Origin of the sequence: Bradyrhizobium ontarionense, from assembly GCF_021088345.1 — a bacterium.
GTDB classification, from domain to species: domain Bacteria; phylum Pseudomonadota; class Alphaproteobacteria; order Rhizobiales; family Xanthobacteraceae; genus Bradyrhizobium; species Bradyrhizobium ontarionense.
The window spans coordinates 640,247-666,587 of sequence record NZ_CP088156.1 but is presented as its reverse complement, the minus strand read 5'-3'; the positions used below and the strand labels follow the sequence as shown (position 1 = coordinate 666,587).

Annotated in this window: 23 protein-coding genes and 2 pseudogenes; 14 read left to right on the top strand and 11 right to left on the bottom strand. The window is 65.3% G+C overall.

Annotated elements, in window-relative coordinates; all coding sequences use genetic code 11:
- Positions 1-206 precede the first annotated feature (206 nt).
- Positions 207-944, bottom strand: a complete 738-nt coding sequence (fabG, locus tag LQG66_RS02800) for a 3-oxoacyl-[acyl-carrier-protein] reductase (protein WP_231323177.1) — start codon at positions 942-944, stop codon at positions 207-209.
- A 34-nt stretch (positions 945-978) separates the two neighbouring features.
- A complete protein-coding gene (gene fabD / locus LQG66_RS02795) occupies positions 979-1,938 on the bottom strand; it encodes an ACP S-malonyltransferase (RefSeq protein WP_231323175.1) in 960 nt (319 codons plus the stop codon).
- A 375-nt stretch (positions 1,939-2,313) separates the two neighbouring features.
- Here fabD and rpsF point away from each other — a divergent pair, with 375 nt between their 5' ends.
- The 4 genes from rpsF to rplI all read left to right on the top strand — a co-directional run bounded on the left by rpsF (position 2,314) and on the right by rplI (position 4,747).
- Positions 2,314-2,784, top strand: coding sequence for a 30S ribosomal protein S6 (gene rpsF, locus LQG66_RS02790; protein ID WP_231323172.1), 471 nt, complete (start codon positions 2,314-2,316; stop codon positions 2,782-2,784).
- A 5-nt stretch (positions 2,785-2,789) separates the two neighbouring features.
- The gene (gene rpsR, locus LQG66_RS02785) at positions 2,790-3,029 is read left to right on the top strand and encodes a 30S ribosomal protein S18 (RefSeq protein ID WP_231323170.1); all 240 of its coding nucleotides are present in this window, start codon (positions 2,790-2,792) and stop codon (positions 3,027-3,029) included.
- A 128-nt stretch (positions 3,030-3,157) separates the two neighbouring features.
- Positions 3,158-4,105, top strand: coding sequence for a DUF2232 domain-containing protein (locus LQG66_RS02780; RefSeq protein ID WP_231323167.1), 948 nt, complete (start codon positions 3,158-3,160; stop codon positions 4,103-4,105).
- Between the two features lie 51 nt (positions 4,106-4,156).
- Entirely contained in the window at positions 4,157-4,747 is a 591-nt protein-coding gene (rplI, locus tag LQG66_RS02775; protein ID WP_231323165.1) for a 50S ribosomal protein L9, read from the top strand.
- 68 nt (positions 4,748-4,815) lie between these two features.
- Here the strand turns inward: rplI and LQG66_RS02770 are convergent, their stop codons facing one another.
- Positions 4,816-5,673 carry a hypothetical protein gene (locus tag LQG66_RS02770; protein ID WP_231323163.1) on the bottom strand — a complete coding sequence of 286 codons (858 nt, stop codon included), beginning with the start codon at positions 5,671-5,673 and terminating at the stop codon, positions 4,816-4,818.
- Between the two features lie 1,005 nt (positions 5,674-6,678).
- Between LQG66_RS02770 and LQG66_RS02765 the strand changes: the two genes are divergently transcribed.
- The 3 genes from LQG66_RS02765 (at position 6,679) to LQG66_RS02755 (ending at position 11,013) form a co-directional block, all read left to right on the top strand.
- On the top strand, positions 6,679-8,184 hold the full coding sequence (locus LQG66_RS02765) for a replicative DNA helicase (RefSeq protein WP_231323161.1): 1,506 nt from the start codon (positions 6,679-6,681) through the stop codon (positions 8,182-8,184).
- Between the two features lie 45 nt (positions 8,185-8,229).
- A complete protein-coding gene (gene alr, locus LQG66_RS02760; protein ID WP_231323159.1) occupies positions 8,230-9,417 on the top strand; it encodes an alanine racemase in 1,188 nt (395 codons plus the stop codon).
- Between the two features lie 1,443 nt (positions 9,418-10,860).
- Entirely contained in the window at positions 10,861-11,013 is a 153-nt protein-coding gene (locus LQG66_RS02755) for a hypothetical protein (RefSeq protein ID WP_231323157.1), read from the top strand.
- Between the two features lie 22 nt (positions 11,014-11,035).
- Here LQG66_RS02755 and LQG66_RS02750 read toward each other — a convergent pair.
- The 3 genes and pseudogenes from LQG66_RS02750 to LQG66_RS02740 form a co-directional block, all read right to left on the bottom strand.
- Positions 11,036-12,057: pseudogene (locus tag LQG66_RS02750) on the bottom strand (aldo/keto reductase).
- A 228-nt stretch (positions 12,058-12,285) separates the two neighbouring features.
- Positions 12,286-12,789, bottom strand: a complete 504-nt coding sequence (locus tag LQG66_RS02745; RefSeq protein WP_231323155.1) for a hypothetical protein — start codon at positions 12,787-12,789, stop codon at positions 12,286-12,288.
- A gap of 439 nt (positions 12,790-13,228) precedes the next feature.
- Positions 13,229-14,119, bottom strand: coding sequence for an SDR family oxidoreductase (locus LQG66_RS02740; RefSeq protein WP_231323153.1), 891 nt, complete (start codon positions 14,117-14,119; stop codon positions 13,229-13,231).
- 91 nt (positions 14,120-14,210) lie between these two features.
- Here LQG66_RS02740 and LQG66_RS02735 point away from each other — a divergent pair, with 91 nt between their 5' ends.
- Positions 14,211-15,038 carry a helix-turn-helix transcriptional regulator gene (locus LQG66_RS02735; RefSeq protein WP_231323151.1) on the top strand — a complete coding sequence of 276 codons (828 nt, stop codon included), beginning with the start codon at positions 14,211-14,213 and terminating at the stop codon, positions 15,036-15,038.
- A gap of 255 nt (positions 15,039-15,293) precedes the next feature.
- Here the strand turns inward: LQG66_RS02735 and LQG66_RS02730 are convergent, their stop codons facing one another.
- Positions 15,294-15,851 (bottom strand): GNAT family N-acetyltransferase, encoded by a 558-nt coding sequence (locus LQG66_RS02730; RefSeq protein WP_231323149.1) that lies wholly within the window; start codon positions 15,849-15,851, stop codon positions 15,294-15,296.
- A 306-nt stretch (positions 15,852-16,157) separates the two neighbouring features.
- On the opposite strand from LQG66_RS02730, the gene LQG66_RS02725 reads away from it, so the two are divergent.
- Positions 16,158-17,477 (top strand): aminotransferase class V-fold PLP-dependent enzyme, encoded by a 1,320-nt coding sequence (locus LQG66_RS02725; RefSeq protein ID WP_231323146.1) that lies wholly within the window; start codon positions 16,158-16,160, stop codon positions 17,475-17,477.
- A gap of 167 nt (positions 17,478-17,644) precedes the next feature.
- Here LQG66_RS02725 and LQG66_RS02720 read toward each other — a convergent pair whose 3' ends face one another.
- A complete protein-coding gene (locus LQG66_RS02720) occupies positions 17,645-17,875 on the bottom strand; it encodes a cysteine rich repeat-containing protein (protein WP_231323144.1) in 231 nt (76 codons plus the stop codon).
- A 27-nt stretch (positions 17,876-17,902) separates the two neighbouring features.
- On the opposite strand from LQG66_RS02720, the pseudogene LQG66_RS02715 reads away from it, so the two are divergent.
- Positions 17,903-18,672: pseudogene (locus LQG66_RS02715) on the top strand (exodeoxyribonuclease III).
- Between the two features lie 36 nt (positions 18,673-18,708).
- On the opposite strand, the gene LQG66_RS02710 reads toward LQG66_RS02715, so the two are convergent.
- Together LQG66_RS02710 and LQG66_RS02705 are read right to left on the bottom strand one after the other, a co-directional pair.
- Positions 18,709-19,257 (bottom strand): hypothetical protein, encoded by a 549-nt coding sequence (locus LQG66_RS02710; protein ID WP_231323142.1) that lies wholly within the window; start codon positions 19,255-19,257, stop codon positions 18,709-18,711.
- Positions 19,258-19,441: 184 nt separating this feature from the next.
- Positions 19,442-20,167 carry an alpha/beta hydrolase gene (locus LQG66_RS02705; RefSeq protein WP_231323140.1) on the bottom strand — a complete coding sequence of 242 codons (726 nt, stop codon included), beginning with the start codon at positions 20,165-20,167 and terminating at the stop codon, positions 19,442-19,444.
- Positions 20,168-20,271: 104 nt separating this feature from the next.
- On the opposite strand from LQG66_RS02705, the gene LQG66_RS02700 reads away from it, so the two are divergent.
- Positions 20,272-21,258 carry a helix-turn-helix domain-containing protein gene (locus tag LQG66_RS02700; RefSeq protein ID WP_231323137.1) on the top strand — a complete coding sequence of 329 codons (987 nt, stop codon included), beginning with the start codon at positions 20,272-20,274 and terminating at the stop codon, positions 21,256-21,258.
- Positions 21,259-21,270: 12 nt separating this feature from the next.
- On the opposite strand, the gene LQG66_RS02695 is transcribed toward LQG66_RS02700, so the two are convergent.
- On the bottom strand, positions 21,271-21,522 hold the full coding sequence (locus LQG66_RS02695; protein WP_231323135.1) for a GlsB/YeaQ/YmgE family stress response membrane protein: 252 nt from the start codon (positions 21,520-21,522) through the stop codon (positions 21,271-21,273).
- Between the two features lie 408 nt (positions 21,523-21,930).
- Between LQG66_RS02695 and LQG66_RS02690 the strand changes: the two genes are divergently transcribed.
- The 3 genes from LQG66_RS02690 (at position 21,931) to LQG66_RS02680 (ending at position 26,216) form a co-directional block, all read left to right on the top strand.
- The gene (locus LQG66_RS02690) at positions 21,931-22,680 is read left to right on the top strand and encodes a hypothetical protein (RefSeq protein WP_231323133.1); all 750 of its coding nucleotides are present in this window, start codon (positions 21,931-21,933) and stop codon (positions 22,678-22,680) included.
- Between the two features lie 190 nt (positions 22,681-22,870).
- Entirely contained in the window at positions 22,871-24,640 is a 1,770-nt protein-coding gene (locus LQG66_RS02685; RefSeq protein ID WP_231323131.1) for an amidohydrolase, read from the top strand.
- 79 nt (positions 24,641-24,719) lie between these two features.
- Positions 24,720-26,216 (top strand): amidase, encoded by a 1,497-nt coding sequence (locus LQG66_RS02680; protein WP_231323129.1) that lies wholly within the window; start codon positions 24,720-24,722, stop codon positions 26,214-26,216.
- Positions 26,217-26,341 lie beyond the last annotated feature (125 nt).

The following is a 26,341-nucleotide window of genomic DNA, read 5'->3' as shown; positions in this document are numbered from 1 at the left end:
AACCCGGATCAGAAGGCACCGGCCGACGGAAAGCCCGGCGAACGATGGCAGCTCGCCCCGCCAATATACAGGGTTTCGAAATCCTGCAATGGCGTTCTTCGTCCACCCACGGGCGCCTCGGGTACCATATACGCAGATTCTTGACCACAACGCCCGAGGCGGCCGATGCGACGTCTTTTCGCCGCATTCCGCACCGCGAACGGGGTCTAGATCATGGCCATCCCGCCATTGACGTGGATGGTTTGCCCCGTGACATAGGCCGCCTCGTTGGAGGCGAGATAGACCGCAGCTGCAGCAATGTCCTCGGGTGTGCCGAGTCGCGCCGCCGGCACCTTGGCGAGGATGGACTCGCGCTGCTTCTCATTGAGCGCATCCGTCATGGGCGTCTTGATGAAGCCCGGGGCGATGCAGTTGGCCGTCACGCCGCGCTTGGCGTATTCCGCACCGAGCGTCTTGATCATGCCGATGAGACCGGCCTTCGATGCCGTGTAATTGCCCTGTCCCGGATTGCCGGTGACGCCGACGATCGACGTGATCGCGATGATGCGGCCAAACCGCTTGCGCATCATCAGCTTGGTGGCGGCGCGCGCCAGACGGAAGGTGGCGGTCAGGTTGACCTTGATCACCTCGTCCCAGTCCTCGTCACGCAGCTGCACGAACAGGTTGTCGCGCGTGATTCCGGCGTTGGCGACGAGAATGTCGACCTGCCCGAGCGCCTGCTCGGCGGCCGGCACCAGCGCCTCGACCTCGGCAGTGTCGGACAGGTTGCACGGGAGCACGTGCACTCGGCTGCCCAGCTCGCCCGCCAGTGCCTCGAGCACCTCGCGACGCGTGCCGGAAATCGCCACCGTCGCCCCCTGGGCGTGCAGCGCCTTGGCGATCGCATTCCCGATGCCGCCGGTCGCACCGGTGACCAGCGCGGTCCTGCCACTCAGATCGAACATTCAAACTCTCCTCAATGCCGCTACCTGCGACCTTCTACGCCGCCTTTGCCGCGGCCAAAGCATCCTTGGCACCGGCGATATCCGCTGGCCCCGCCACGGCGATGCCGACCGCGCCGTCTGCGATCCGCTTGACCAGACCGCTCAGCACCTTGCCAGCGCCGATCTCGAAAAACCGCGTCACCCCCTGGGCGGACATATAGGCGATCGATTCGCGCCAGCGCACCGTCCCCGTGACCTGTTCGACCAGACGACGACGAATCTCGTCGGGATCGCTGATCGGCGCAGCAAGCACGTTCGAGACCAGCGGCGACGCCGGCGCCCTGATCGTGACCTTCGACAGCGCCTCCGCCATCACATCGGCAGCGGGCTGCATCAGCTTGCAATGGAACGGGGCCGAAACCGGCAACAGCATCGCCCGCTTCGCGCCTTTGGCGCGGGCGATTTCAACGGCCCGATCCACCGCGGCCTTGTTGCCGGAGACCACGACCTGACCGCCGCCATTGTCGTTCGCCGCCTGGCAGACCTCGCCTTGCGCCGCCTCTTCGGCCACCGCCACCGCGGCGTCGTAGTCCATCCCGAGCAGCGCAGCCATGGCCCCGACCCCGACCGGAACCGCCTTCTGCATGGCCAGACCGCGCGTACGCAGCAGCCGGGCCGTGTCCGCGATGGTCAGGCTGCCGGCGGCGGCGAGCGCCGAGTATTCCCCAAGGGAGTGGCCGGCGACGAAGGCCGCATCTCCACGGACGGAGAACCCGGCCTCGCTCTCCAGCACACGCAGGGTCGCGATGGACACCGCCATCAGGGCGGGCTGGGCATTCTCGGTCAGCTGCAGGGTTTCGGCCGGACCGTCCCAGATGATCGCCGTCAGCCTCTCGCCAAGGGCGGCGTCGACCTCCTCGAACACGGCGCGGGCCACTGGAAAGGCCTCCGCGAGCGCCTTGCCCATGCCGACCGACTGCGACCCCTGCCCGGGAAAAGTGAATGCTGCCGTCATCGGCCGCTCCTTGAAATGTTCCGAAATCCCTGGAATTCAGTAACTTTGGCCGGAAAGACACTGGCCGAGGCAGTGATGTCAAGCACGTGACAGGCGCAATTCGACCACTTTCCCTTGCCTTGGCGTCGAAAACCGGTATATAGCCCGCCATCCGTGGATCCCGAGCCGGGAGCTGAACGGACGGTCCCAGCAAATTCACCTTGTAGGATCCCCGGGAGTTATATCCCCAGGATATCTGCAGGCGATTTTGATGTGGCAGGGCCAGTCGGTCCGTCGTCCCGTGTTCCCGCCTTCTGAGCTGACGTCTGCGAGTCCTTTCCAAAAGGCCTCGAAGGGCTTGACGCCGGGGTTCGCGCCAACTTGGAAAGGACAGCCATGCCGCTTTACGAGCATGTTTTTCTCGCGCGTCAGGATGCGAGCACCCAGCAGGTGGAAGACCTGACGGCCCAGATGACCGGTATCGTCGAAGGCCTCGGCGGTAAGATCACCAAGACTGAGAACTGGGGCGTTCGCTCCCTCACCTACCGCATGAACAAGAACCGCAAGGCGCACTTCGTGCTGCTCAACATCGACGCGCCGTCGGCGGCGATCGCGGAGATCGAGCGCCAGGAGCGGATCAGCGAAGACGTGATCCGTTACCTGAGCGTCCGCGTCGAGGAACTCGAGGAAGGTCCGTCGGCCATGATGCGCAAGGCCGATCGCGACCGTGAGCGCGACGATCGCGGCGGTGGCTTCCGTGGCGAGCGCGATGGCGGCGGTTTCCGCGGTGATCGTGGCGACCGCGGCGATCGTGGTGATCGCGGCCCCCGCCGTCCCCGTGACGAAGAAACTGCGGACGAGGAGTAAGATCAATGGCTGAAGCCCCCGCACGTCGCCCCTTCTTCCGCCGCCGCAAGACCTGCCCGTTCTCCGGTCCCAACGCGCCGAAGATCGACTACAAGGATTCGAAGCTCTTGATGCGCTACGTGTCCGAGCGCGGCAAGATCGTGCCGAGCCGCATCACGGCGGTGTCCGCCAAGAAGCAGCGCGAACTCGCGCGCGCCATCAAGCGCTCGCGTTTCCTCGGTCTGCTGCCCTACGTCATCCGCTAAGACGATGGACGTCGGCGGCCTTTGGGCCGCCGGCCGTCCGCCTTCAATTTCATAAGGTTTCCGGGTCGACCGGTTACCGATGGTTGGGGCCCATGGCCTCTAACCGCTCGAAAGGAGCGGGACAGCTGATGATCGCACCGCTTCTCATCGCGCTCGCGGCAGGCCTTGCCTCCGCCGTCATGTTCGCCTCGATCGTGTCGGGTGCGCTGATCTCGCTGGCGCTGTTCTATATGGCGCCACTGCCGCTCATGGTGGCAGCGATCGCCTGGGGACCGCTCTACGCCAGTGTCGGTGGGATCGCCGCGGCGGCTGGTCTCGGCGTGCTCGTCAGCTTCCCCTATTGCATCGCCTTCGTCGTGGCCGTTGCGCTGCCTGCATGGTGGCTGGGTCACCTCGCCATGCTCGGCCGTTCCGCTGCCGAGACCTCGCCCGGCGCGATCGAATGGTATCCCGTCGGGCGCATTCTGCTGTGGATCGCCGCGCTGGCGGCGCTCACGACTGTCGCCGCCTTGCTGACGCTCGGCACCGACGCCGACACCATCACCGACACCCTGCGGCGCGCGCTGGTCCGCCTGCTGAGCGCGGCCGACTCGCCGCTGCCCCCGGACGCGGATCGGTGGGTCGACGCGCTGATCCGAATTGCGCCTGGCGGCGCGGCGATGTTCGCGACCCTCACGCTGAGCCTCAATCTCTGGCTCGCCGGCAAGATCGCCGCGACCTCGGGACTCTTGCGGCGGCCCTGGCCTGACCTGAGAGCCATAGCGATGCCGCCGATGACGTTGGTGGCGCTGCTGGTCGCCATCGGCCTCGCCTTCGGCGGCGGCCTTCTCGCCCTGATCGCCGTCATCGCGGCAGCCGCGTTGCTGATGGCCTACGCTCTCACCGGATTCGCCGTGCTGCACACCCTGACGCTCGCGCTGCGCAGCCGTGCGCTGTGGCTGGGCTCGATCTACGTCGTGATCGTGCTGTTCGTCTGGCCGGTGCTGGCGATGGTCGTGCTGGGGCTCGCCGACGCCGCCTTCGATCTGCGCCGCCGCTTCGGCCCGAGACAGCCGCCGCCGCTGCCGGTGCCCTGATCAACTTCAACCCAAACCAACCGCATATCCGAACATCAAAGGAGAACATCGATGGAAGTCATTCTGCTGGAACGCGTCGCCAAGCTCGGCCAGATGGGCGAGATCGTGAAGGTCAAGGACGGGTTCGCCCGCAACTTCCTGCTGAAGCGCAAGAAGGCGCTGCGCGCCACCGCCGAGAACAAGGCCAAGTATGAGGGCATGAAGGCCGAGCTCGAGGCCAACAACATCCAGGCCAAGGGCGAGGCAGCCAAGGTCGCCGAGAAGATCGACGGCCGCGACATCATCATCATCCGCCAGGCCTCCGAATCCGGCCAGCTGTTCGGTTCGGTCTCGGTCCGCGACATCGTCGTGGCGCTCGCCGCCGACGGCATCACCGTGGGCCGTCCGCAGGTCTGGCTCGATGCGCCGATCAAGGCCATCGGCAAGCAGAAGGTCACCATCGCGATCCACCCGGAGGTCGAGACCTCGGTGACCGTGACGGTCGCCCGCAGCGCCGACGAGGCCGAGCGCATCAAGCGCGGCGAGGACATCTCGACCCGCCAGGAAGACCGCGACGCCGCCGCCGAAGCGATCGCCGCCGCCGGCGAGTTCTTCGATCCGGAGGCCCAGGACGAGGGCGCCGCCGGCGAGACCGAGCAGTAAGCACCGCTCCTGCTCTCTTCTCTCTCTTGCTATAAAGCCCGGCTCGTCGAGCCGGGCTTTTCGTTGTCTCAGTGCGACGGCGAGGATGGAACCGAAGGGTCGCTCGCGCTGCTGGAGGACGCCTGCGGCACCGACTGGGTCGTGGTCGGCGCCGGTGTCACCGGCGGGACCGGATCGGCGCGCAGCACCGGGGCCGCCTCGCTCGACTTCGGCGGCTCGACCCGCGGCGGCTCGGACCGGCTGCTCGCCTCGGGGCGAACGGCACTGTCGTCGCGGCTCTGCTCCGGCCGGGTCGCGCCGGTCGGCTCGCTGCGCGACTCCTCGGGGCCGGATCCTTCCTGTTGCGCCGGCTTCTTGCGCTTGCCGTGCCGGCCCTTCGTTGCCGGCGTGCGGCCCTCGCCGTCGGCAGGCCCCGCGACCGGCTCCTTGACCTCCGCCCCGGCCTCGGGCTTGGCGTCGGCCGGCGCAGAGCGCGCCGAGCGTCGGGAGTGATGGCCCGACCGGCGTCCCGGCTCGGTCTGACCGGCGCTCTCGGCATCGGCAGCGGCAGGCCGCGCCTCCGATGGCTCGGTCGCGGCCGACCGCGCCCGGCGCTCGGATCGCGTCTCCTTGCCGTCCTTGCCGTCCTTGCCCGAATGGCCGGTGGATCGGACATCGGCAGCGCCGTTGGAGATCAGGTAGTTGGCGAGCACGCCGGCCATTTCGGGGCTCGTCGTGTAGTGCTGCTTCAGGAACCCGGGCAGCGATCCCGCCGACGTCGTCTTGATGAGACCGCGCGGAGACTTGTGGCAGACCGTGCAGGTCCCGTTGAAGATCTGCGCGGGGCTCTTGCCCGCATCGAGATTTTCCTGCGCCACGGCAGCGGCCGCCAAGCCCATGCAGAACACGGCCACCACCGCCGCCAAATTGAGCGCTCGGCCCACCATCCTCATTCTCCAGCTATGGTTTCGTCCACACGGCGCAGTTCCTGACCCGACATTCGCTGCCGTGTTTCCACTCGCTATCAAGCCAACGTGACATCCGACATGGTGGTCGTTCCACGCCCTCGACGGCGCTCCAAGATCCAAAAAGACCTCGTCCGGCGCTCACCTGCCGGACACCGGCGAAAGCACCGGTGGCCGCCGCCTTTTTAGCGGATCGGAGAGGGAATGAAAGCGCACAGATGTCCCAGCGCACAGATGTCCATCGTTGAATGTCGCTTCCGAATAATCGCTTTGTCTCACCCGCAGCGACGGAACATATGAATGCTGCGCGCGATCCCGGCCCCGACCGATCGTCGACGCGAAAATGTTGCTCGGCCGGACGCATCCTCCGAGCGACGAAAGCTCCGTTCCGGACCGGTTCAAATTTTCTTCAGGCCAAACGGGCGGTCTGTGAACTGGCTCACAGACCCCGGGAAAGTCCGGCCGTAGTGTCCCGGCATGTCCCCGAGCCCCAGCCAAGCCATGTTGGAACCCAAGACCGACTTCAGCACCGATTACGCGCTGATTGCCGCCGGCGTGGGCGCATCGCTGATCGCCCTGCTCTATCTGCTGCTGATCTGACGCGCCGCGCGGACCTGGCAGTAGCGGACCTGGCAGTAGCGGACCCGGCAGTAGCGGACCCGGCGGTAGCGAACCTGCCAGCAGAGGATCCGGCAGCGGCGGGCTTGGCAACAATCGTCGCGCTCGCAGACACGCCGGCTTCGTTTCCCGTCTCACGTCGTTTTCCATCTCACATGCGTTCAGCATGTCTCGCTCCGTGATTGCACCGGGGTTCCGTTCCACCGCGGCCGGCACTGAGTCCGGCAGATCGCGTCAAGCGCGGCATCTGGCGAGTCCAGATTCATCCACCAGATTTACCCGACGGTGAATAGCGCTCAGCTTTCGCTTCCGCTTCGGGTGCGACTGGCGCTTTATCCCCTCCCCTTCAAAGCTGCTAGACACGCTGCCATGGCATTGACCGATTCGAACGTCCTGAAGCTGGCTCCCGATACGGCGGCGCCGGCCTATCGAAGCGCTCCTCACAACATCGAGGCGGAGCAGGGTCTGCTCGGCGCCATTCTCGTCAACAACGACGCGTTCTACCGCGTGTCGGACTTCCTCGAGCCGAAGCATTTCTTCGAGCCGCTGCACCAGACCGTGTTCGAGACCGCGTCCAGCCTGATCCGGATGGGCAAAGTGGCGACGCCGGTCACGCTGAAGACCTTCCTGCCCGCCGACATCGACATCGGCGGCATGACCGTCGGCCAGTATCTGGCGCGACTTGCCGCGGAAGCGACCACCATCATCAACGCCCAGGACTATGGGCGCACCATCTACGACCTGTCGTTGCGCCGCGACCTCATCGGCATCGGCGAGGACATGGTCAACGTCGCCTACGACGCGCCGGTCGACTTCGCGCCGCGCAACCAGATCGAGGATGCCGAGCGCAGGCTCTATGAGCTCGCGGAATCCGGCCGCTACGACGGCGGCTTCCAGAAATTCTCGCAAGCCCTGACGACAGCGCTCGACATGGCCGCCAAGGCGTTCCAGCGCGACGGCAAGCTGTCCGGCATCTCCACGGGCTTGCGCGATCTCGACGCCAAGATGGGCGGTCTGCAGCACTCCGACTTGATCATCCTCGCCGGCCGTCCCGGCATGGGCAAGACCTCGCTCGCGACCAACATCGCCTACAATGTCGCCCAGGCCTATGTTCCCGAATTGCAGCCCGACGGCACCTACAAGGCCGCCCAGGGCGGCGTGGTCGGGTTCTTCTCCTGCGAAATGAGCGGCGAGCAGCTCGCCACCCGTATCGTCGCCGAGCGCAGCGGCATTCCGTCCAGCATGATCCGCCGCGGCGGCATCACCGAGGCCGATTTCGAGAAGCTGCGCGAGTGCTCGATCGAGCTGCAGTCGCTGCCGTTCTATGTCGACGAGACCGGCGGCATCTCGATCTCGCAGGTGATGGCGCGCGCGCGCCGCCTGAAGCGCCAGAAGGGGCTCGACCTGCTGGTGATCGACTACATCCAGCTGCTGTCCGGCTCGGGCAAGCGCGGCAACGACAACCGCGTCCAGGAAATCACCGAGATCACCACCAGCCTGAAGGCGCTGGCCAAGGAGCTCAGCGTTCCCATCATCGCGCTGTCGCAGCTGTCGCGCCAGGTCGAGAACCGCGAGGACAAGCGGCCGCAGCTGTCGGACCTGCGTGAATCCGGCTCGATCGAGCAGGACGCCGACGTGGTGCTGTTCGTGTTCCGCGGCGAGTATTACCTGGCCGCCAAGGAGCCGCGCCCCGGCACCGAGGAGCACCAGAAATGGCAGATGGAAATGGATCTGGCGCTCGGCAAGGCCGAAGTGATCATCGGCAAGCAGCGTCACGGCCCCACCGGCACGGTCGAGCTGCACTTCGACGCCTCGGTCACGCGGTTCGGCGATCTCGCGCACGACGGCACGGTGCAGCAGAACCACGACTATTGACCGTGTGCTGTTGAACGGCGGCGCTGCGGCGCGTAAAAGCGCCTCATGAGCGTTCCCGAACCGAAACCCGCCGAGTCGCCCACGCCCGCACCTGACGACGGCCAGGTGCCCGCCAGCGCCACCGGCGTGCTGACCATCGATCTCGACGCGCTCGCCGCCAACTGGCGCAAGCTGGAAAAGACCGCGGTGCCCGCCGAATGCGCCGGGGTCATCAAGGCTGACGCCTACGGCTGCGGCATTGCCCAGGTCGCGCGCACGCTCGCCGCCGCCGGCTGCAAGACGTTCTTCGTCGCGACGCTCAGTGAGGCCAAGGCCGCCCGCGCCGCCTTGCCCGAATCGGCCGCGCTCTACGTGCTCGACGGCTTCTTCCAGAACACCGGCGACGACTACGCCGCGATCAACTGCCGCCCGGTCATCGGCGACCTCAACGAGCTCGCCGAATGGGACATGTTCTGCCGCCGCACCGGCTGGAAGGGCGGCGCCGCCATCCATGTCGACACCGGCATGAACCGGCTCGGGCTCACGGCCATCGACGCGCAGGGAATGATCCCGCGCATCCAGACCGGCGACCACGGCATCACGCTGGTCATGAGCCATCTCGCCTCCGCCGAGCAGATCAACAGCCCCGCGAATGCGCGCCAACTCGGGGCGTTTCGCGAGGTCGCGAGCGCCTTCAGCGGCGTGCCGGCGGTGCTCGCGGCGTCCTCCGGCATCTTCCTCGGCGCCTCGTTCCAGTTCGACATGGTGCGCCCCGGCGCTGCGCTCTACGGCGTCAACCCGACGCCCGAGGCCGACAACCCGATGCAGCCGGTCGCCGAGATCAAGGCCCGCATCGTGCAGCTGCGCGACCTCGCCCGCGGCGACACGGTCGGCTATGGCGGCACCTGGAGCGCGCGCCGCCCGACCAGGATCGCGATCCTCTCGACCGGCTATGCCGACGGCTATTTTCGCGCGGCGAGCTCCAATGACGGCACCCGCGGCGCCGACGTCATCATCGCCGGCCAGCGCTGTCCGATCGCCGGCCGCGTGTCGATGGACCTGATCGCGGTCGACGTCACCGACCTGCCGCCCAAGGCCGCGCGCCGAGGCCACTTCGCCACCCTGCTCGGCGACGGCATCACGGTCGACGAGCTCGCGCATCATTTCGGCACCATCGGCTATGAGGTCCTGACCAGCCTCGGCCGGCGCTACCACCGCATCTACAAGGGCGGAGCGGCAAGCGCGGAGAGCTGATCGTCTGCCGCGCCCTCCGCGCGAGGCGGTGCGCTTAACTGCGTCCACACCGTCATTGCGAGCTTCGCTCGCAATGACGGTGTCCGGACATACGTCCTCGTTCTCGCGGCATGTAACGCCCGAGGCTTGCATCTCGATTTCACCCTCTTCGAAAAACGAGGGCGCAGGGAATGCCGGGTGCTGGCCGCAACCCATGGCCCGCCTGCAGAAAAAAGCAGGCGGCAGTCACCACAGGTCCAGCCGTCAACCGGCATTCCCTGCGCGATGGTTTGACGACTTATACGTACTCTCCCCGGGGACCGGGCTGTCTTGCCCCCGTGACCGGCGGATCATCATCACCGCCGGCGTAGCCTCAGCGTCGGGAGGCCAGGACCATACGACTTCACCGTGCGCTCAAAGCCTTTCGTCCGCACGACATCAAGCCATGCTGCAGCCCCAAGCGCCCACCGCATCCCACCCCGCGTTCCGTGACGATCGCGATACGCCCCTCGTGCCGAGGCGGGATGGAGGTAGAGAAACACAATTTCTGGAAAGACGAAAGAGGAATATTTTTCGCGGGAGGACTGGACAGGGTGTGTCGCGTTGAGATGGTTGGGAAAATTCGTATGTTCGCGCATGCTCGACACCAAGGTCGGGCTGATCGACCCGCGATCGGCGATAGCCATGTGCTAAAAGAACCGCGGACCAGCCACCTCCTCGAGATGAGCGCCTCGCCATGAACCGTATGATGGCCCTTGTCGCGACTGTCATGCTCGCCACCACGGCAGCTATCGCGCATCGAGATCGTATCCTTTCCCTCGGCACCGACGGCATAATCCCGGAGCTGCCGCCTGCCTATCAGGCGACGCGTCTGCACTTGCGGTCTCTGAGGGCGACGCGGGCGCCTTGCAGGAATTGAGCTTCCTCTCGTCTGACCGAGAAACCCGCGTCCAACCATGTCTGCTGCGGCTGGTCTCCAAGGGCTCGCGCCGCCAAGTGTTTCTGATGGGCTCCTGGTATCATGACGAGACGATCGTGCCCCACTACGTTCAGGTCGAACTCCGCGATCCACCGTCGTCACAGCAGGCACCCGATCAGACCAGCATCCGCTTCCTGTTCAGCCTGCGAGACTCGACGCTTCTCGAAGTGACGCGGCAGTTTCAACGGCTACAATTGCGGGACGGCTGTCCAGACCTACCCTGACATTGCAACAAGCGTAGCCCGGATGAGCGCAGCGACACTCGGCATTGCGGCGATGGTGAACAAAGCTCTTCGTGCCCCTGACCTAGCGAAGAGCCTTGTAGAACAAATTCTATGCACCGTACTCCAAGGCGACTTCGCCTCGATGCAAGAGACATGACATAGTTTATCTGATATGGAAGCACCGCTGCGCGACTTGGGAGGCGGTACACAGTGTGGCGTCCTTCATTGGAAGAAGTAGAGGCAGCGGCTCGGGTTCTCCACATGGCAGGGCTTCACCACCATTGGTGGGAGCCGTATCGAAAATCGTACGACGAAATGGCTGCAAGTGATCCTATCGCCAAGGAAGAATTCGATGCGATCGTCGAGCAGATGTTGATGGCCGCACGCGACGCAGCATCACGGCTGCGTTGTTAAGTGCACTGTCACCGAATTGGTTCTACCCACGCTCGTTCAGCATCGGAAAGCCGCGCTGGTGCCAGACCGGATAGGCCGGCGGGGTGTCGCTGGCGGCGTCGAGGCGGGCGACCTGCTCGGGGGTCAGGCTCCAGCCCACGGCGCCGATGTTCTCGATCAGCTGGGTCTCGTTGCGCGCGCCGACGATGAGGGTCGAGACGGTCGGACGCTGCGGCAGCCAGTTCAGCGCGACCTGCGGGATCGTCTTGCCCGTGTCTTTCGCGGCGGCGTCGAGCGTATCGACGATGCGATAGAGCCGCTCTTCCTCGAAATGCGCGCCAGTACCGGCGATGTCATGGGCGCGGGTGCCGGGCTTGGCCGGCTGTCCCCTGCGGATCTTGCCGGTTAGCTTGCCCCAGCCGAGCGGGCTCCAGATCACCGCGCCGACGCCCTGGTCCAGACCGAGCGACATCAGCTCCCACTCATAGCCGCGGTTCAGCAGCGAATAATAGGCCTGGTGCGCGACGTAGCGCTGAGTGCCGTAGCGCTCGACGACGCCAGCGACTTCATCAGGTGCCAGCCGGAGAAATTCGAGCAGCCGATGTAGCGGATCTTGCCGGCGCGCACGGAGCCGTCGAGCACAGCCAGGGTCTCCTCGACTGGGGTGTTGTAGTCCTGGCCGTGCCGCTGGAACAAATCGATGTGGTCGACGCCGAGCCGCTTCAGTGAACCGTCGACGGCTTCGGTCAGATGCCGGCGCGACGAGCCGTAGTCGTTCGGACCATCGCCTCGCGGGAACGTCGCCTTGGTCGAGATCAGCAGCCGGCCGCGCTTGCCTTTGATGGCCTGGCCGAGAATGCTCTCGGCGAGGCCATCCGAATAGACGTCGGCGCTGTCGAACATCGAGATGCCGTGATCGAGGCAAACGTCGATCAGCCGGGCGGCGCCGCCCGCATCGGTGGCGCCCCAGGCCTTGAAGAAGTCGTTGCTGCCGCCGAAGGTCGCGGTGCCGAAGCTGAGCACCGGCACCCGCAGGCCGGAATGGCCGAGCCGTCGATAGTCCATCAATTCGCTCGGCGGCGCGGCGTTGGCGGAATCGGCGCGCGCAACTTCGAATGACACCGTGCGGCGCGGCGCGCGATGAAACGCCGGGAGATTCCGCGGTTGGTTTTCGGGATTTTGCGGCGGCGAGTCCCACTTCGCTCGAAAATGCAGGAAACCAGCGTGACGCAAGCGTTTTCGGGTTTGATGGCGCCGCCCACCGGGCCGCAAGTGGGACTCCTAAGTGGGTGGTCAGTCGCAAGGAGCCTCCGGCATGGTGATGGCCTTGCCCGAATGACCATTGCAGTCGCACCTGTCTCCTTTGTGGAGATTGAGGCTTGTTGGCTTACCGCAGACAATCTGGGGAACATCGTTTGTTCGACAATTTGCGCATACTCTGGTGTTCGGCGGCACCGGGGGCTGAGCGAGGCCAACACATGCGTTTATACGCGCCTTCCGTCCGACCTGGTTGATCGTCTCCAACGGACAGCCTTTTCCGTTATTCGTCCAGTCTTCATCCTTCCCGGCCAAATGGTGACACCGCTCGGCCATATCTTTTTCCGCCGCGGGATCGTCGCGCTGCATCGCCTTTTCGAATTCACTTACTTGCGGATCATCCTTCCATTCGCCACCTCGATAAGTGTACTTGCACCACGCCATGTCTTGACAGGCTTTTAAAACGTCGCAGCCATCAGCCGCCGCCTCGCTTCCTGATAGAATGGCAAAACAAAGAGCCGCGAAAAGAAAAATTCGCATTGCGATCACCCCCCAAATAAAACGCTTAGGTTATCACAACCTGTGGATGCAGCAAGGCAGGCCTTTACACGCTCCGGCGCAAGACACCTGATCAATCGTCCGTTTCAACCGGCTGCTCGCCCGGGCGGTAGGCGAATCCGGGGTCGATACCTTCAGGCGTGTGCCGTTATCCTCCGGGTAAGCAAGCGTAGCCCGGATGAGCGCAGCGACATCCGGGATCCCACGCGCTGTATCGGAGAACCTGGATATCGCTGCGCTCATCCGGGCTACGGGCTGGTCGCGCAAGAACCCCATCGTTCGATCAAGACGGGCGCCTTCGGGTCCGGATTCAGTAGCAGGGGCCCGATCGTTTGCCCGCGATTACAGTGCAAAGCCTCCTTGCATCCCCCACAGATCATGGCGGCGCGCGACCGCGCGCACCAACGGTCGCGGCCGGTGCTCACGCCTTGAAGTAGTCCGGTTGGCCGATGTCGGCGATCAAGCCGATCCCGTCAGGCGTCCAGCCCAGGCGCTGCTGTGTCAGGACGCTGGAGGCCGGCATATCCAGGCCCGCGAACATCGCCAGCGGTCCATAATAATCGCCCGCCTCCTCCTTACCGATCGAAACGACCGGCACGTTCAGCGCGCGACCGATCACCTCGATGACCTCACGCATCGGGACGCCTTCCTCGCCGACGGCGTGGTAGATCCCGTCTGCCGCGCCCTTCTCCAAGGCAAGCCGGTAGAGGCGGGCGACATCCGATCGATGCGCCGCGGCCCAGCGCTCGGTGCCTTCGCCGACATAGGCGGCGCGGCCCTTCTGACGCGCGAGCTCGACCAGATAAGAGATCAGCCCGGCCTTTCCCGGGGCGCCGTGCACCTGCGGCAGGCGGATCGCGATCGCGCGCACGCCGCGCGACGCATAGGCCAGGCCGGCCTGCTCGGACACGCGCGGAACATGCGCGCTGGACGCGCGCCGCATGTCTTCGGTGACCACCACGTTTGCCGCAACGAGCCCCGTTCCCGAGGTGACGATGAAAGGCTTGTTCGTTCCGGCCAGCACATCGCCCATGGCCTCGATGGCGGCCTTGTCGATCGCGCCGTTCTCCGCGAACTTCGTGAAATCATGGATGAAGGCCAGATGGATCACGCCGTCGGCGTCCTTTGCGCCGCGCTTCAGGCTCTCGAGATCCTGCAGCGAGCCGCGATGAACCTGCGCGCCCAGTTGCTCGAGCGTGCGGACGTTCTCTTCGGAGCGCGCGAGGCCTATGACCTGATGCCCGCCGGCGATCAGCTCTTTCGCGGTTTCGGAGCCGATGAATCCGGCGGCGCCGGTGACGAATACGCGCATGCGACACACTCCCTGTTCAGACCGCCGGGATATTGCTACGTTGCTCATGCGGGTAAAGTAGTGACATTATACGGGTATAATCGCTAACAGGATGACGGACACCAACTCGCTCGGGACTTATCTCAGGGATCGCCGCGCCAAGCTCGATCCGACCGCATTCGGTCTGCCGCTGCAGCGGCGGCGAACGCCGGGACTTCGGCGCGAAGAGGTGGCGCAGCGCGCCAATGTGAGCGCCACCTGGTACACCTGGCTGGAGCAAGGGCGCGGCGGCGCGCCCTCCGCCGACGTGCTGGATCGCATCGCTCGCGCCATGATGCTGACCGACGTCGAGCGCGAACATCTGTTCCTGCTCGGTCTCGGCCGGCCCCCCGAAGTCCGCTATCACGCGATCGACGGCATCTCACCCCGCCTGCAACGCGTGCTCGACACGCTGGAATACAGTCCCGCCTTTGTTCGCACGGCGACATGGGACATCGTCGCCTGGAACAGGGCCGCGACGGCTGTTCTGACCGACTACAGCACCCTGCCGGAAGGCCAACGCAATGTTCTGCGCATGATCTTCCAAGACAGCCGCGTCCGCGCGGCACAGTCCAACTGGCAGGCTGTGGCGCGCTATGTGGTCGCCTCCTTCCGCGCCGACGTGGCGCGCGCCGGTGCGGCCCGCAATGTCCAATCGCTGGTCGATGAGCTCTGCGCGACGAGCCCGGAATTTGCGGCGATGTGGCGCGACAATGATGTGCAAGGACGGCATGGCGATGGCGTGAAAGTCCTGCAGCATCCGATCGCCGGATCGCTCTCGCTGGAATTTTCGGGCTTCGCCGTCGATGGCCGGCCCGACCTCACCATGGTGATCTACAATCCTGCGACGCCTGCCGATACGGACAAGATCCGGGCGCTCGTGACGTCGCGACCGAAATAGGCGCGGCCGGGCAATTGCGGCAATTACAAATTACGGTGACAGTGCACAAAACTTGCCGCGCCCGGCTCGTGCACTTCTGGCCTCATGGTTCGAGACGCGCGGCCAGCGGCGCTCGTCACCGTGAGGGTCAAGGGCTCGCCAGGAATTCAACCCTCGTCCTGAGAAGCCCGCCGCAGGCGGGCGTCTCGAAGGAAGGTGGCAAGTCCTTACGCCCAACCTGATTTCGCATGCGACCGCGCGTAGCGCCCGCCCTCATCACCAACTGCGCGGATCCGTCTTCAGCAACGCGTACAGCATGTCGTCGCGCCATTCGTCGCCGACGCGCAGATGGTCGCGCAGTTGCCCCTCGCAGCGGAAGCCGAGCTTCTCGGCCAGCCGGCGCGAGGCGGTGTTGTCCGGATGGATCAACGCCTGCACGCGGTGAAGGCCAAGCTCGCCGAAGCAGAAGTCGAGCATCGCCGCGACGGCCTCGGTGGCGATCCCTTCGCGCCGGCGGGCGGGATCGACGATGTAGCCGATCGCCGCCCGCCTGCTGCGGATGTGACCGTCGTGATAGTTGACCATGCCGATGCAGCGGTCCGAATTCGGCTCTGCCACGGCCCAGAACCGATAATAGGACGGCGTGCAATCGATGAACCTGCGGACGGCGCGCTCGCTCTCGATGACCTTGGTGTGGACCGGATGATTCCAGAACCGCATCGCCTCCGGATCGCCGAAGCACCGGTGCATGGCGTCGGCGTCATCGGGACGGAACTGGCGCAGGCGCAGGCGGGAGGTCGCGAGGATCGGGTGCGGGATCGGCGGTTTGGCCATGGCGGGGCTCGTGCATGCACTGAGCGAGCCTAGCAGCGATCCAGCCGGGAGCGCCACCTTCGGTCGGTCGCGCCCCGATGCGCGCAGCGACATTGGGCGCGGTCCGCCATCCCTCCTCCGCGTTGACCACCTGTCGGCTACGATCGCGCCGGTGGGCGGGCCGTGTCCGCAGCGCGCTTTCGCGCGCGGTACGCCGCCCGACATTCATTCCACCGTGCACGCCCCGGCATCATTGAACCGTCATCGGACCGTCATTTTTACTTCGTCGCCCGTTGCTCTGTTGCCGGCGCAACTACGAGGACTGGAATGAACTTCATCGAGACCATGACCTCCAACCGCAGGGCGATCCTCAAGGGTCTTGCGGCCGCCGCGGTGGCGCCGCTGGCTGCGCCGGCGCTGGCGTCCGACGAATTGCCGAAGCTGCCGACCGCTCCGACGGCCGAGATCGCAACCGACAAGGCGTATTGGGGCGCGGTGCGCGGGCTCTATGCCGTCACGCCGGACATCGTCAATCTGGAGAACGGCTATTGGGGCGTGATGCCCGAGCCGGTACGGCGCGAGTTCATGCGCCAGTCCGACATGGTCAACACCCAGAACTCCTATTATGCGCGGCAGCGCTTCGGGGCGGATTTCGAGGCCGTGCGCGTCAAGGTGGCGGAGGCCGTGGGCGCAGCGCCTCAGGAGATCGCGCTGACGCGCGGCGCCACCGAGGCGCTGCAGCTTCTGATCGGCGGCTACAACAGGCTGAAGCCCGGCGATACCGTGCTCTATGCCGATCTCGACTATGATTCGATGCAGTATGCCATGAACGCGCTTCAGGCGCGGCGCGGCGTCGACGTGGTCAAGTTCGATGTGCCGGAGCCGGCGACCCGACAGGCCGTGCTCGACGCCTATGCCCACGCGCTCGAAGCCAACCCGAAGACGAGGCTTCTGCTCCTCACCCATGTCAGCCACCGGACCGGGCTCGTGATGCCGGTCGCCGAGATCGTGCGCATGGCCAAAGCGAGGGGCGTCGACACCATCGTCGACGCGGCCCATTCGTGGGGACAGCTCGATATCAAGGTCGCCGACCTCGAGGCGGATTTCATCGGCTTCAACCTGCACAAATGGATCGGCGCGCCGCTCGGCGTCGGCTTCCTCTACATCAGGAAGGACCGGCTCGACAGCATCGACCGCGACATGGGCGACGAGGACTATCCGGAGACCGACATCCGCTCACGGGTACACACCGGCACGGTGAATTTCGCCACCGTGCTGACGGTGCCCACGGCGCTCGCCCTTCACCAGGAGATCGGGGCGGCGGCCAAGCAGGCCCGCCTGCGCTACCTGCGCGACTCCTGGGTCCGTCGTGTCAGGACGTTCAAGGGCGTCGAGATCCTGACGCCGGACGAGCCCGGCCTCTATGGCGCCATCACGTCCTTTCGCCTGTCCGGCAAGATCAGCAAGGCCGACAACGAGGCCATCGTGGCGAGGCTCAGGGACGACCACAAGGTCCTCACCGTGCGCCGGGCGGGCGTGGCCAAGGGGCAATGCATCCGCGTGACACCGGCGCTCTATACCGGAGAGGAGGATCTCGACCGCCTGGTGGAGGCGCTCGCCGTCATCTCCGGCACGAAGAACGGGTGAGTATCGTATTACGACTCGTTGCGCGTTCTCGTTAGGCCGTTACGCATTACGCGTTACGGTGACAGTGCACAAAACTCGCGCCCCGCTCAGCGGGATCGGAGGGGCGCCCTCGACGAGTTAAATGCACTGTCACCGATTTATAGAGACGCGACGCGCCCCACGCTGCGCTAGTCGTTCCTCGCGGCGTCGAGCACCTTCTTGCATGTGTCCGTCAGCTGCGCATAGTTTCGCATCAGGCAGGCGACGATGCGGCCGCCGCCGGGCAGCGTGTCGCTGCAAAATTTGATGTAGTCTGCCTGGCAGGCGGCGCGCTGCTCGTCGGTCGGCAGCTGCGCGAAGGCCGCACCGGCGACGCCGAGCAGCGTGGTGAACAAAATGGCGATTGCGCGCTTGGACATCGGGCCTTCTCTCATTGCAGCCTCATCATGAAGATCGCGACCTTCAACATCAACAACGTCAGGCGGCGTCTCCCCAATCTCCTGCACTGGCTGCGCGCGGCCAAGCCCGACATCGTGTGCCTGCAGGAGCTGAAATGCGCGCAAGCCGAGTCCCGGCGGATGAGATCGACAACGCCGGCTATGGCGCGGTGTGGCAGGGCCAGAGGACCTGGAACGGGGTCGCGATCCTCGCGCGCAAATCCGAGCCGGTGCTGACGCGCACCGCCCTGCCCGGCGATCCCCACGACACCGACGCCCGCTACATCGAGGCCGCCGTGCGCGGCATCGTCATCGGCTGTCTCTATCTGCCGAACGGCAATCCGCAGCCCGGGCCGAAATTCGAAGCCAAGCTCGCCTGGTTCAGGCGGCTGCACAAGCATGCGGCGAAATTCATCAAGGACGACCTGCCGGTCGTGCTCGCCGGCGACTACAATGTCGCGCCGACGCCGCTCGACATCTACCCCACGAAGTCATGGGACAAGGACGCGCTGATCCAGCCGAAGAGCCGCGCCGCCTTCAAGGCGCTGGTGGACCAAGGCTGGTGCGACGCGATCCGCACGCTGCATCCGGATCTGCCGATGTTCACCTTCTGGGACTACAAGCGCAACCGCTGGCCACGCGATGCCGGGCTGCGGCTGGATCATCTGCTGCTCAGCCCGCTTCTCGCGCCGCGCCTCCGCAAGGCCGGCGTCGATCGCGCCATCCGCGGCGAGGACGGCGCCAGCGACCACGCGCCGGCCTGGATCGTGCTGACATAGTCCGAACGTCGCAGCCGCTGTTGCGCGCGGAGAGCCTCAGCTGCGGTCCGGCCAGATCTGCTCGAGATTGGTCGAGCGCTCCGGCAGGCCCTCGGTCAGCACCGCCATGCCGCCGCACACCGGCAGATGCACGACGAGGCTCGCCGCATCCGCCACGTTCGCCCGCGGCGTCACGTTCCACAGCATGATCTCCTGGCGCGTGCGCCGGATCTCCTTGAAGTCATAGCTGTAGGTCTCGGAGCCGCGCGGATATTCGCGCCAGAGATTGCCTTCCTTCCGGAAGCTGCTCTGCGTGCCGTCATAGCGATCGGCATAGGACAGGCAGGCGGGAAGGTTCAGCGTTTCGAGCACGGCCGCGCCGACGTTCGACGCCGCCGGGATCGCGCTGTTCACCGCGCCGATCGCGGCAAACACGGTCGTGATCACGCCGGCCGCGATCGCGAGCCAGCCGGTCCTGGACCGGCTCGGCTGCGCAGCCGTGTTCGGGCTGAGACCCTTGGAAACAGAAGCCTTGGAAACAGAAGCCTTGAAAGCGGCAGCGTTGGACGCAAGAACCTGGGGGGACGGCAGATGTAGCTGGGCCATGACTGCGTTCTCCGATGTTTCGGCAGGGAGCGCCGGAAGCGACACTCCTGATCGCTGACCAACCGAGGTCCGTTCATCGCAGATCAATCTTGCAGATCACGCTCCGGGCGAATGTGAGACGGATCACAACCATGAATTTGCACCGACCGCTGCCACACGGCGAACGGTCGGCAGTGCTGCCCTGTCAGTCCCTCCCCGCATCCATGATCGCCTGCGCGAGCCGCGCCGGATCCGAGAAGCACAGCTCGTGGCTGCCGCGCACCTGCACCAGCCGGAACAGGCCGAGCTTGCCGGACAGCCGCGGATGCCACGGCAGGCTGTGCGGCAGCGCGGTGTCCTCGGTGCAGTTGATGTAGGACTTGGCGAGTCCCATCTCGGCCGGATTGGTGCGGAGCTTGATCGCGTCGGTGAACGTCTTGTTCGGATGCGGATTGAGCAGCTCATAGGCGCGGGTCGCGGTGGCGAGATCGGCATCGTTGATGAAGGCCTCGCGCCAGACCGGGAACGGCAGCACCACCGAGCCGTCGTCGCGCTCCGCAGCGACGGCGTCGAACAGCGCGACGTAGTGCGGCGGCACCATGTCGTTGAGGCACTCGCCGTCATTGGGCACGAACGCGTTCCAGTAGATCAGCCGGCGGATGCGCGCCGGGATGCGGTCGGCGACGCCGGTGATGACCATGCCGCCATAGGAGTGCCCCATCAGAACGGCATCGTTGATGTCGTGCTCGGTGAAATAGTCGCAGATCGAGGCGATGGCCTCGTCGAGACCGGTGGTCTTGGCGTCGCCGGGGCGGTTACCGCGGATGGTCGGCAGGTGCACGACGTGGCCCGCCGCGCGGATCGGCGCCGCGACGGGCTCGAGCTCGGCGCCGGTATGCCAGGCGCCGTGGACCAGGACGTAGGTTGACATGCTGGGGTTCCTTTGCACTGTTGAGGGCGGTGCAAGGATGATGGCCCGGACGGCGCCCGCCGCGCTTGGCTGCAACTGAACCCAATTGGTCTCGGAGTGAACCGATGCCGGGCGCGGAGCCGGAACGTCAGCGGAGCTGGAATACGGCCATGGTGCGGCCGGCCGAGCAGTTCTCCTACTATCGCGAGGCGATCTGCCAGGCCTTCATGAACCTCACGCCCGAGCCGACCCGCGGCATCGGCTTCGCTGCTGACGTGCAGAGCGTCAGCGTGGGCGACGGCGCGATCAACCGCGTCACCTTTCCTGAGCACATCGTGCGCCGCTCGCGCGCCGACATCGCGGCGTCCGACCAGCGCTGCTTCTATCTCAATCTCAAGCTCGCCGGCCGCTGCACCATCCTGCAGGACGATTGCGAGGTCAGCCTGTCGGCCGGACAGGTCGGCATCTTCGACAGCGACCGCACCTTCGTGCTGCAGCACGATCGTGGCCCCTCGCTCGGCGTGATCTCATTCCGCGTTCCGGCGGAGGCGCTGTTCGGCCGCCTGCCCGTCCGCGACATCGCGCCGGCACGGCTCTCCGACGACCCGTACGTGGGCGCGCTGATCGTCGAGACGGCGCGGTCGCTCAACGCCAATGCGCTGCGCCTTGCGCCTGATGACGCGGCCGCGCTGTTCGGCGTGCTGCTCGATCTGGTGGCGCTGAGCCTATCGCGCGGCAGCCGCAGCGAGGCCCAGGCCACCGCCTCTTTCGCCGATGCGACGACGCTCGCGCTGCGCCGCGCCATCCACGACCGCCTGCGCGAGCCGGGCCTGACGGTCGCAGCCATCGCATCGACGGTCGGGATCAGCGAGCGCTACGTGCACAAGCTGCTGGCCCGCGCCGGCACCAGCTTTTCCGAGCTCGTGATCGCACGCCGGCTCGACGGCGCCGCGCGCGATCTGCGCGATCCCGGCTGCGCCAGCCGCGACATCGGCAGCATCGCCTTCGACTGGGGCTTCTCGGATCTGTCGCACTTCACGCGCCGCTTCAAGCAGCGCTTCGGCATGCGGCCGCGCGACTGGCGTGCGCAGCTCACGCGTCACTCAGGCTGACAACCCGCTTGGTCAGCGCGGACTCGGTTCGCGGACGACGCCCCACAACCAGATGGCCGCCAACAGGACGAGCGAGCCGACGAACGCTGCAACGATGTCGCGCAGCGAAATGACGATCGTGCCCATGCCAGCAAACAATCCAAACAAGTTGAACAAGACACCACCGATGAGGGCGCCGACACATCCCAACCCGATGTTGGTCAGAAGCCCGAAACCTGCTCGGCGGCGTTTCACCAGGATGCCGGCAAGGCCGCCGCCAATCAAGCCGACGACGAGCCAAGTCCCTGCATGTACCAATGTAAACATTCTTCACTCCGTGGGTCTGCCGTTGCCGCTGCGCTGGAGCGTCGCAGCTCAGCAGCAAGATCGTGAGAACACACTGCCAAGCAAACAGAACGACCAGTTGCTGCGCGGATGCAACCAGCTCAAGGTTCCTGCCCGCAGAGGCGCACGAATCGTGTCCTTGTGAGCTACATCGATTAAGCTACATCGATTTCGTTGCCATCAACTGAATTCTGCAAATCGGATGAGCTCGCGACCCATTCGCAAGTCGGGCATGGAGCGCGCAGCCCAACACGCCAAGACAGGTGCGTGATGACGATAGCGTGCATAGCCGCTCGGTCTTGCGGCCTGGTTTGTTGGCTTGCGCTGACATCCTGGCCCATCACGGCGATGGCGCAAGCGACGTCCCCATCGATCGAAGATATCGCAAGACAACGGGAGAATCCGCTCTCCGAGGTCGCCAGCTTCTCCGTCCAGAACACGCTCGGTTTTCCAACAGGTCCCTACCGGCAGGCCTCCCATGGCGCTGATCTCCAGCCGGTCATACCGTTTCATCTCGGTCCCGACTGGAATCTGGTGACACGAACGACCATCCCGACGCAGGTGCAGCCTCGACTGTCTCCTGAGCAGGGACGCAGCTTCAGCATCGGCGACGTCAGTCAGATATTTGCGATCACGCCATCGCATGCAGGACCGTTGATCTGGGGGGCCGGCCTCGCGCTCTCCCATCCGACGGCGAGCACGCCGAGTTTCGGTTCTGGAAAATGGAGTACCGGTCCGGCGCTTGTGGTGCTGACCATGCCCGGCGATTGGGTGATCGGCGCTTTGGCGCACAATGTGTGGTCATTTGCCGGAGCCGGCGATCGGGACCGTGTCAGCCTGCTGACGCTCGAGCCATTCATCTACTACAATTTCCCAAACGGCTCCTATATCACGTCAAATCCCACCATCACCGCGAACTGGATTGCCAATGGACGGGAGCGATGGACCGTCCCGATCGGCGGTGGCATCGGCCGGCTGTTCGCGGTCCGAGGCCAGGCAATCGATGCGCAAGCCGGTGTCTATTACAATGTGATGCGGCCCGCGTTCGCTTCGAATTGGCAATTCCGGTTCGACGTCTCGTTCTTCTTCCCGAAATGATATTCATTCGAATCTAAACGTTACAAACACAGCTCGTGCGAACGTTTCGCACGCAATGTCTTACGTAGTTCCCCCGAGTTTATACGGCCATCGGAATCAGAGAGAGTGCGCCTCCCGCAGAGCGTGTGAGGGTGAATGCATGTGCATGGCGTGCAACTGGGCAAGATTTCGCGGCCTGCTGAAGCTTGATTTGGCGTCAGTCGATGAGGCCGAGCCCTCGCGGCGCCTCCTCCTGCAGGCAGGCGCCGCGTTCGCTGCGGCCGGCGTTGCGTCGGTGTCGGCTCCGACGAGCGCCGAGGCGCGAACCAATGGCGGCAAGGCCGACATCGTATTTCGCAACGGCCCGGTCTACACGGTGAACGGCAGCCGGGAATGGGCACGGGCGGTCGCCGTCAAGCACAAGCACATCGTCTATGTCGGTGATGATGCCGGCGTCCGCTCCTTCATCGGCCCCAGGACGCGCGTCATCGATCTCGCCGGCAGGATGCTGCTGCCCGGTTTCGTCGAAGGACACATCCACCCGATTGCAGGCGCTGTCGCCACCCGGGGCGTCGATCTTCAATACGACACCAGGGAGGAGATGCTCGAGGCGCTCAGGGCCTATCGCACCAAGCTGGGCAAGGCCGACATCGTCCGCGGCTTCGGCTGGCGCTACAACGCCTTTCCGCCGACCGGGCCGCGCAAGGAGGATCTCGATCAGATCTGGCCCGACACATCCGTCTTTCTCGTCGGGATCGATGGCCATTCCGCCTGGGTCAATTCCAAGACGCTGGCGATCGCCAAGGTGACCAAGGCGACCAAGGACCCGCTGCCCGGCTACAGCTACTTCGAGCGGGATCCGGCCTCGGGAGAGCCGACCGGCTATCTGGTCGAACCGCCCGCCATGTTTCCGGTTCTCAACGCCGTCTCGCCGTTCACGACCAGCTACATCGCGGAGTCGCTCGAACAGTGGCTGCCGAAGGCATCGGCCGCCGGCATCACCAGCGTGTTCGATGCCGGACTGCTCGTTCTGCCGGAGGAGACCGGCTACGAGCTCTATCAGGACCTGGAGCGCAAAGGGAAACTGCCGTTTCGGGTGGTCGGATCGACCTACCACAACAATCCCGCCGTTGACCCCGTGCCGATCGCCAAGGCGCTGCGGCGGCGCTTCCATTCCGAACTGGTGCAGGCCTCCGTTCTCAAGCTCAACATCGACGGCGGCGAAGCCCAGCGCACGGCCGCACTGCTCGCCCCCTATAGCGACGATCCGAGCACGAGCGGCGAGACGCTGGTCCCGCCGGACCAGTTCAAGGACATCATTCGCCGCGCCGACAGGGATGGCCTCGACATCCACATCCACTCCTACGGCGATCGCGCCAACCGCCTGTCGCTGGACGCCTTCGAAGCCGCGATCAAGGTCAATCCGCCGCGCGATCGCCGGCACACGTTGGCGCATGTGGTGATTCTTGCCCCTGAGGATCTGCCGCGCTTCGCCAAGCTCGGTGTCACCGCGCAGTTCTCCACCCAGTGGTCGGTGGGCGATGCCTACTGGCATGGCGTCATGCGGCCGCGTCTCGGCGCGCGTGCCGAACAGGTGTATCGCACCGGCTCGATCCTTCGCCACGGCGCCAACATCTCGCTCGGCACCGATTGGCCGGCCGCCGGCTACTACAGCACCTACAAGCCGCTGGATGCGATCGAGATCGCGACCACGCGGCGGGAGCTGAACAAGCCGGATCAGCCGGCTCTGGTGCCGCTCGATGAGCGGATCAGCCTGGAAGAGGCGATCCGCGCCGCCACCATGGGCCCGGCCTATCAGCTTGGGCTCGACCAGAAGGTCGGCTCGATCGAGGTCGGCAAGCTCGCCGATCTGATCGTGCTCGAGAACAACCTGTTCGAGGTCGCCCAGCACGAGATCCACAACACCAAGGTGGTGATGACTGTCATGAACGGCGAGGTCAGGCACGAACAGCGAAGCTGAATCCAGCGACTTCTCGGACCGTCACCTTCAGGACCACATCGACATCCTCAGACCGATTCCCGGAAATGCGGAGGCGTATATGATTGACAGAAGAACGCTCATCAAAGGCGCGGGCGCGGCGCTCGCTGCCTCAGAGCTCGGTCTCACGGCTGCGCGGGCCGAGGCCGCCGATCCGCTCAGCTACGCCTCAGTCGACCATCTCATCGCCATGTTCCGGGCCCGCAAGGCGTCGCCGGTCGATCTCCTGAAGGCACAGATCAAGCGGATCGAAGCCTACAACGCGAAGGTCAATTGCATCACCTACGACCACTTCGACGAGGCGCTGAAAGCGGCCAAACAATCCGAAGATCGTTATCGGCGCGGGGACGCAAGGCCGCTCGAAGGAATCACGGTCGCCATCAAGGACGAATTCTCCAGGCCGGGTTGGCGAACGACGCAGGGCTCTCTCATCTACAAGGACTCGCCGCCCGCAACGGAAAACTCGGCCGTGACCGACTCGCTCGAGGCGGCCGGCGCCGTCATGCCCTTCCAAACCACGGTGCCGGAATTCTACCTCTTCCTCGGCGCCTCGACGCGTGCCTGGGGCACGACACGCAATCCCTGGAATCTCGAGTACTCCCCTGGCGGGTCGTCGGCGGGATCGGGTGCGGCGCTCGCGGCAGGATTCTCAACGCTGGCCATGGGTTCTGACATGGGCGGCTCGATCCGGATTCCCGCCTCGCAATGCGGTCTCTATGGTTTCAGGCCGCCGTTCGGACGGGTCGCGGGTGGTGAAATCCCCTACTCGACCTCGGGCCCGATGGCGCGGCGCTTCGACGACCTCGTCCATTTCCAGAACGCCATCGTCGGCCCGTCCGAGCGGATCATGGCCGCGATGCGGCCTCCTCTCGACTATCCCACCCATTATCCGCGCCTTTCCGGGTGGCGTATCGCCGTGGACTGGGGCGCCGGCATTGCCGATCTCATACCGTCCGTGAAGGCGGCGATGCTGAAAGGCATCGCGGCGTTGCGCGCCGCCGGCTGCACTGTGGACGAGGTCGACTGCGGCTTCACGAAGGCCCACAAGATGGTCTTCATACGTGGGCTGATGTCGACGTCCATCGGCGTTGCGATCGAGATCTCGAATGCCCATCGCGATCAGCTCTCGCCCTACATGACCGACATGCTCGACCAGGTCGGCCCCGTTGGACCGCGGCAGGCCGAAGAAGCCGAGGAGCTGCTGCAACGGCTGCACCGACAGGTCCAGCAGCGCGTATTCGGCTTGGGCTACCGCGTCCTGCTGATGCCGACCATGGCGACGCCTCTCGTTGGCGCCGACATGTTCAAGAGCAAGGAGAACAATGTCGATCCGTGGGTGGGCACCGGCCTGGGCTTGGCACTGACGTGGCACTGGAATCTGCTCAACCGCTATCCGGTCCTCGATGTCCCGCTCGGCGTGGTCGAGAACCGCATGCCCGCAGGCATGCAGGTGATCGGCCAGACCTACAGCGATCTGGACACGTTCCAGTTCGCGTCGAACTGGTCCCGACTCCGGCCGTCCCTGTTCGCCGGCGGGCGCTTCCCGACCTTCGCTTGAAGTGAAGAGATTGCTCGCGGCAGAAGCGGCACAAACACATCCGGAGGTCGGCAAGGCCGCCGGCCTCGTCGCGACCGACAACCCGACGCTGAAGATATGAGACAGACGCTGCACGAGCGGCGTTT

Coding starts and splice junctions, on each gene's coding strand:
- LQG66_RS02710 (WP_231323142.1), bottom strand. CDS start 19,257: ATGGCCCAGCTACATCTGCCGTCCCCCCAGGTTCTTGCGTCCAACGCT.
- LQG66_RS02740 (WP_231323153.1), bottom strand. CDS start 14,119: ATGCGCGTATTCGTCACCGGCGCCGCCGGATTCATCGGCTCCGAAACC.
- LQG66_RS02680 (WP_231323129.1), top strand. CDS start 24,720: ATGATTGACAGAAGAACGCTCATCAAAGGCGCGGGCGCGGCGCTCGCT.
- LQG66_RS02730 (WP_231323149.1), bottom strand. CDS start 15,851: ATGGCCAAACCGCCGATCCCGCACCCGATCCTCGCGACCTCCCGCCTG.
- alr (WP_231323159.1), top strand. CDS start 8,230: ATGAGCGTTCCCGAACCGAAACCCGCCGAGTCGCCCACGCCCGCACCT.
- fabG (WP_231323177.1), bottom strand. CDS start 944: ATGTTCGATCTGAGTGGCAGGACCGCGCTGGTCACCGGTGCGACCGGC.
- LQG66_RS02690 (WP_231323133.1), top strand. CDS start 21,931: ATGGCGCAAGCGACGTCCCCATCGATCGAAGATATCGCAAGACAACGG.
- LQG66_RS02725 (WP_231323146.1), top strand. CDS start 16,158: ATGAACTTCATCGAGACCATGACCTCCAACCGCAGGGCGATCCTCAAG.
- LQG66_RS02770 (WP_231323163.1), bottom strand. CDS start 5,673: ATGGTGGGCCGAGCGCTCAATTTGGCGGCGGTGGTGGCCGTGTTCTGC.
- rpsF (WP_231323172.1), top strand. CDS start 2,314: ATGCCGCTTTACGAGCATGTTTTTCTCGCGCGTCAGGATGCGAGCACC.
- LQG66_RS02780 (WP_231323167.1), top strand. CDS start 3,158: ATGATCGCACCGCTTCTCATCGCGCTCGCGGCAGGCCTTGCCTCCGCC.
- LQG66_RS02705 (WP_231323140.1), bottom strand. CDS start 20,167: ATGTCAACCTACGTCCTGGTCCACGGCGCCTGGCATACCGGCGCCGAG.
- LQG66_RS02700 (WP_231323137.1), top strand. CDS start 20,272: ATGCCGGGCGCGGAGCCGGAACGTCAGCGGAGCTGGAATACGGCCATG.
- LQG66_RS02735 (WP_231323151.1), top strand. CDS start 14,211: ATGACGGACACCAACTCGCTCGGGACTTATCTCAGGGATCGCCGCGCC.
- fabD (WP_231323175.1), bottom strand. CDS start 1,938: ATGACGGCAGCATTCACTTTTCCCGGGCAGGGGTCGCAGTCGGTCGGC.
- LQG66_RS02765 (WP_231323161.1), top strand. CDS start 6,679: ATGGCATTGACCGATTCGAACGTCCTGAAGCTGGCTCCCGATACGGCG.
- rplI (WP_231323165.1), top strand. CDS start 4,157: ATGGAAGTCATTCTGCTGGAACGCGTCGCCAAGCTCGGCCAGATGGGC.
- LQG66_RS02755 (WP_231323157.1), top strand. CDS start 10,861: ATGGCAGGGCTTCACCACCATTGGTGGGAGCCGTATCGAAAATCGTAC.
- LQG66_RS02720 (WP_231323144.1), bottom strand. CDS start 17,875: ATGTCCAAGCGCGCAATCGCCATTTTGTTCACCACGCTGCTCGGCGTC.
- LQG66_RS02745 (WP_231323155.1), bottom strand. CDS start 12,789: ATGCGAATTTTTCTTTTCGCGGCTCTTTGTTTTGCCATTCTATCAGGA.
- rpsR (WP_231323170.1), top strand. CDS start 2,790: ATGGCTGAAGCCCCCGCACGTCGCCCCTTCTTCCGCCGCCGCAAGACC.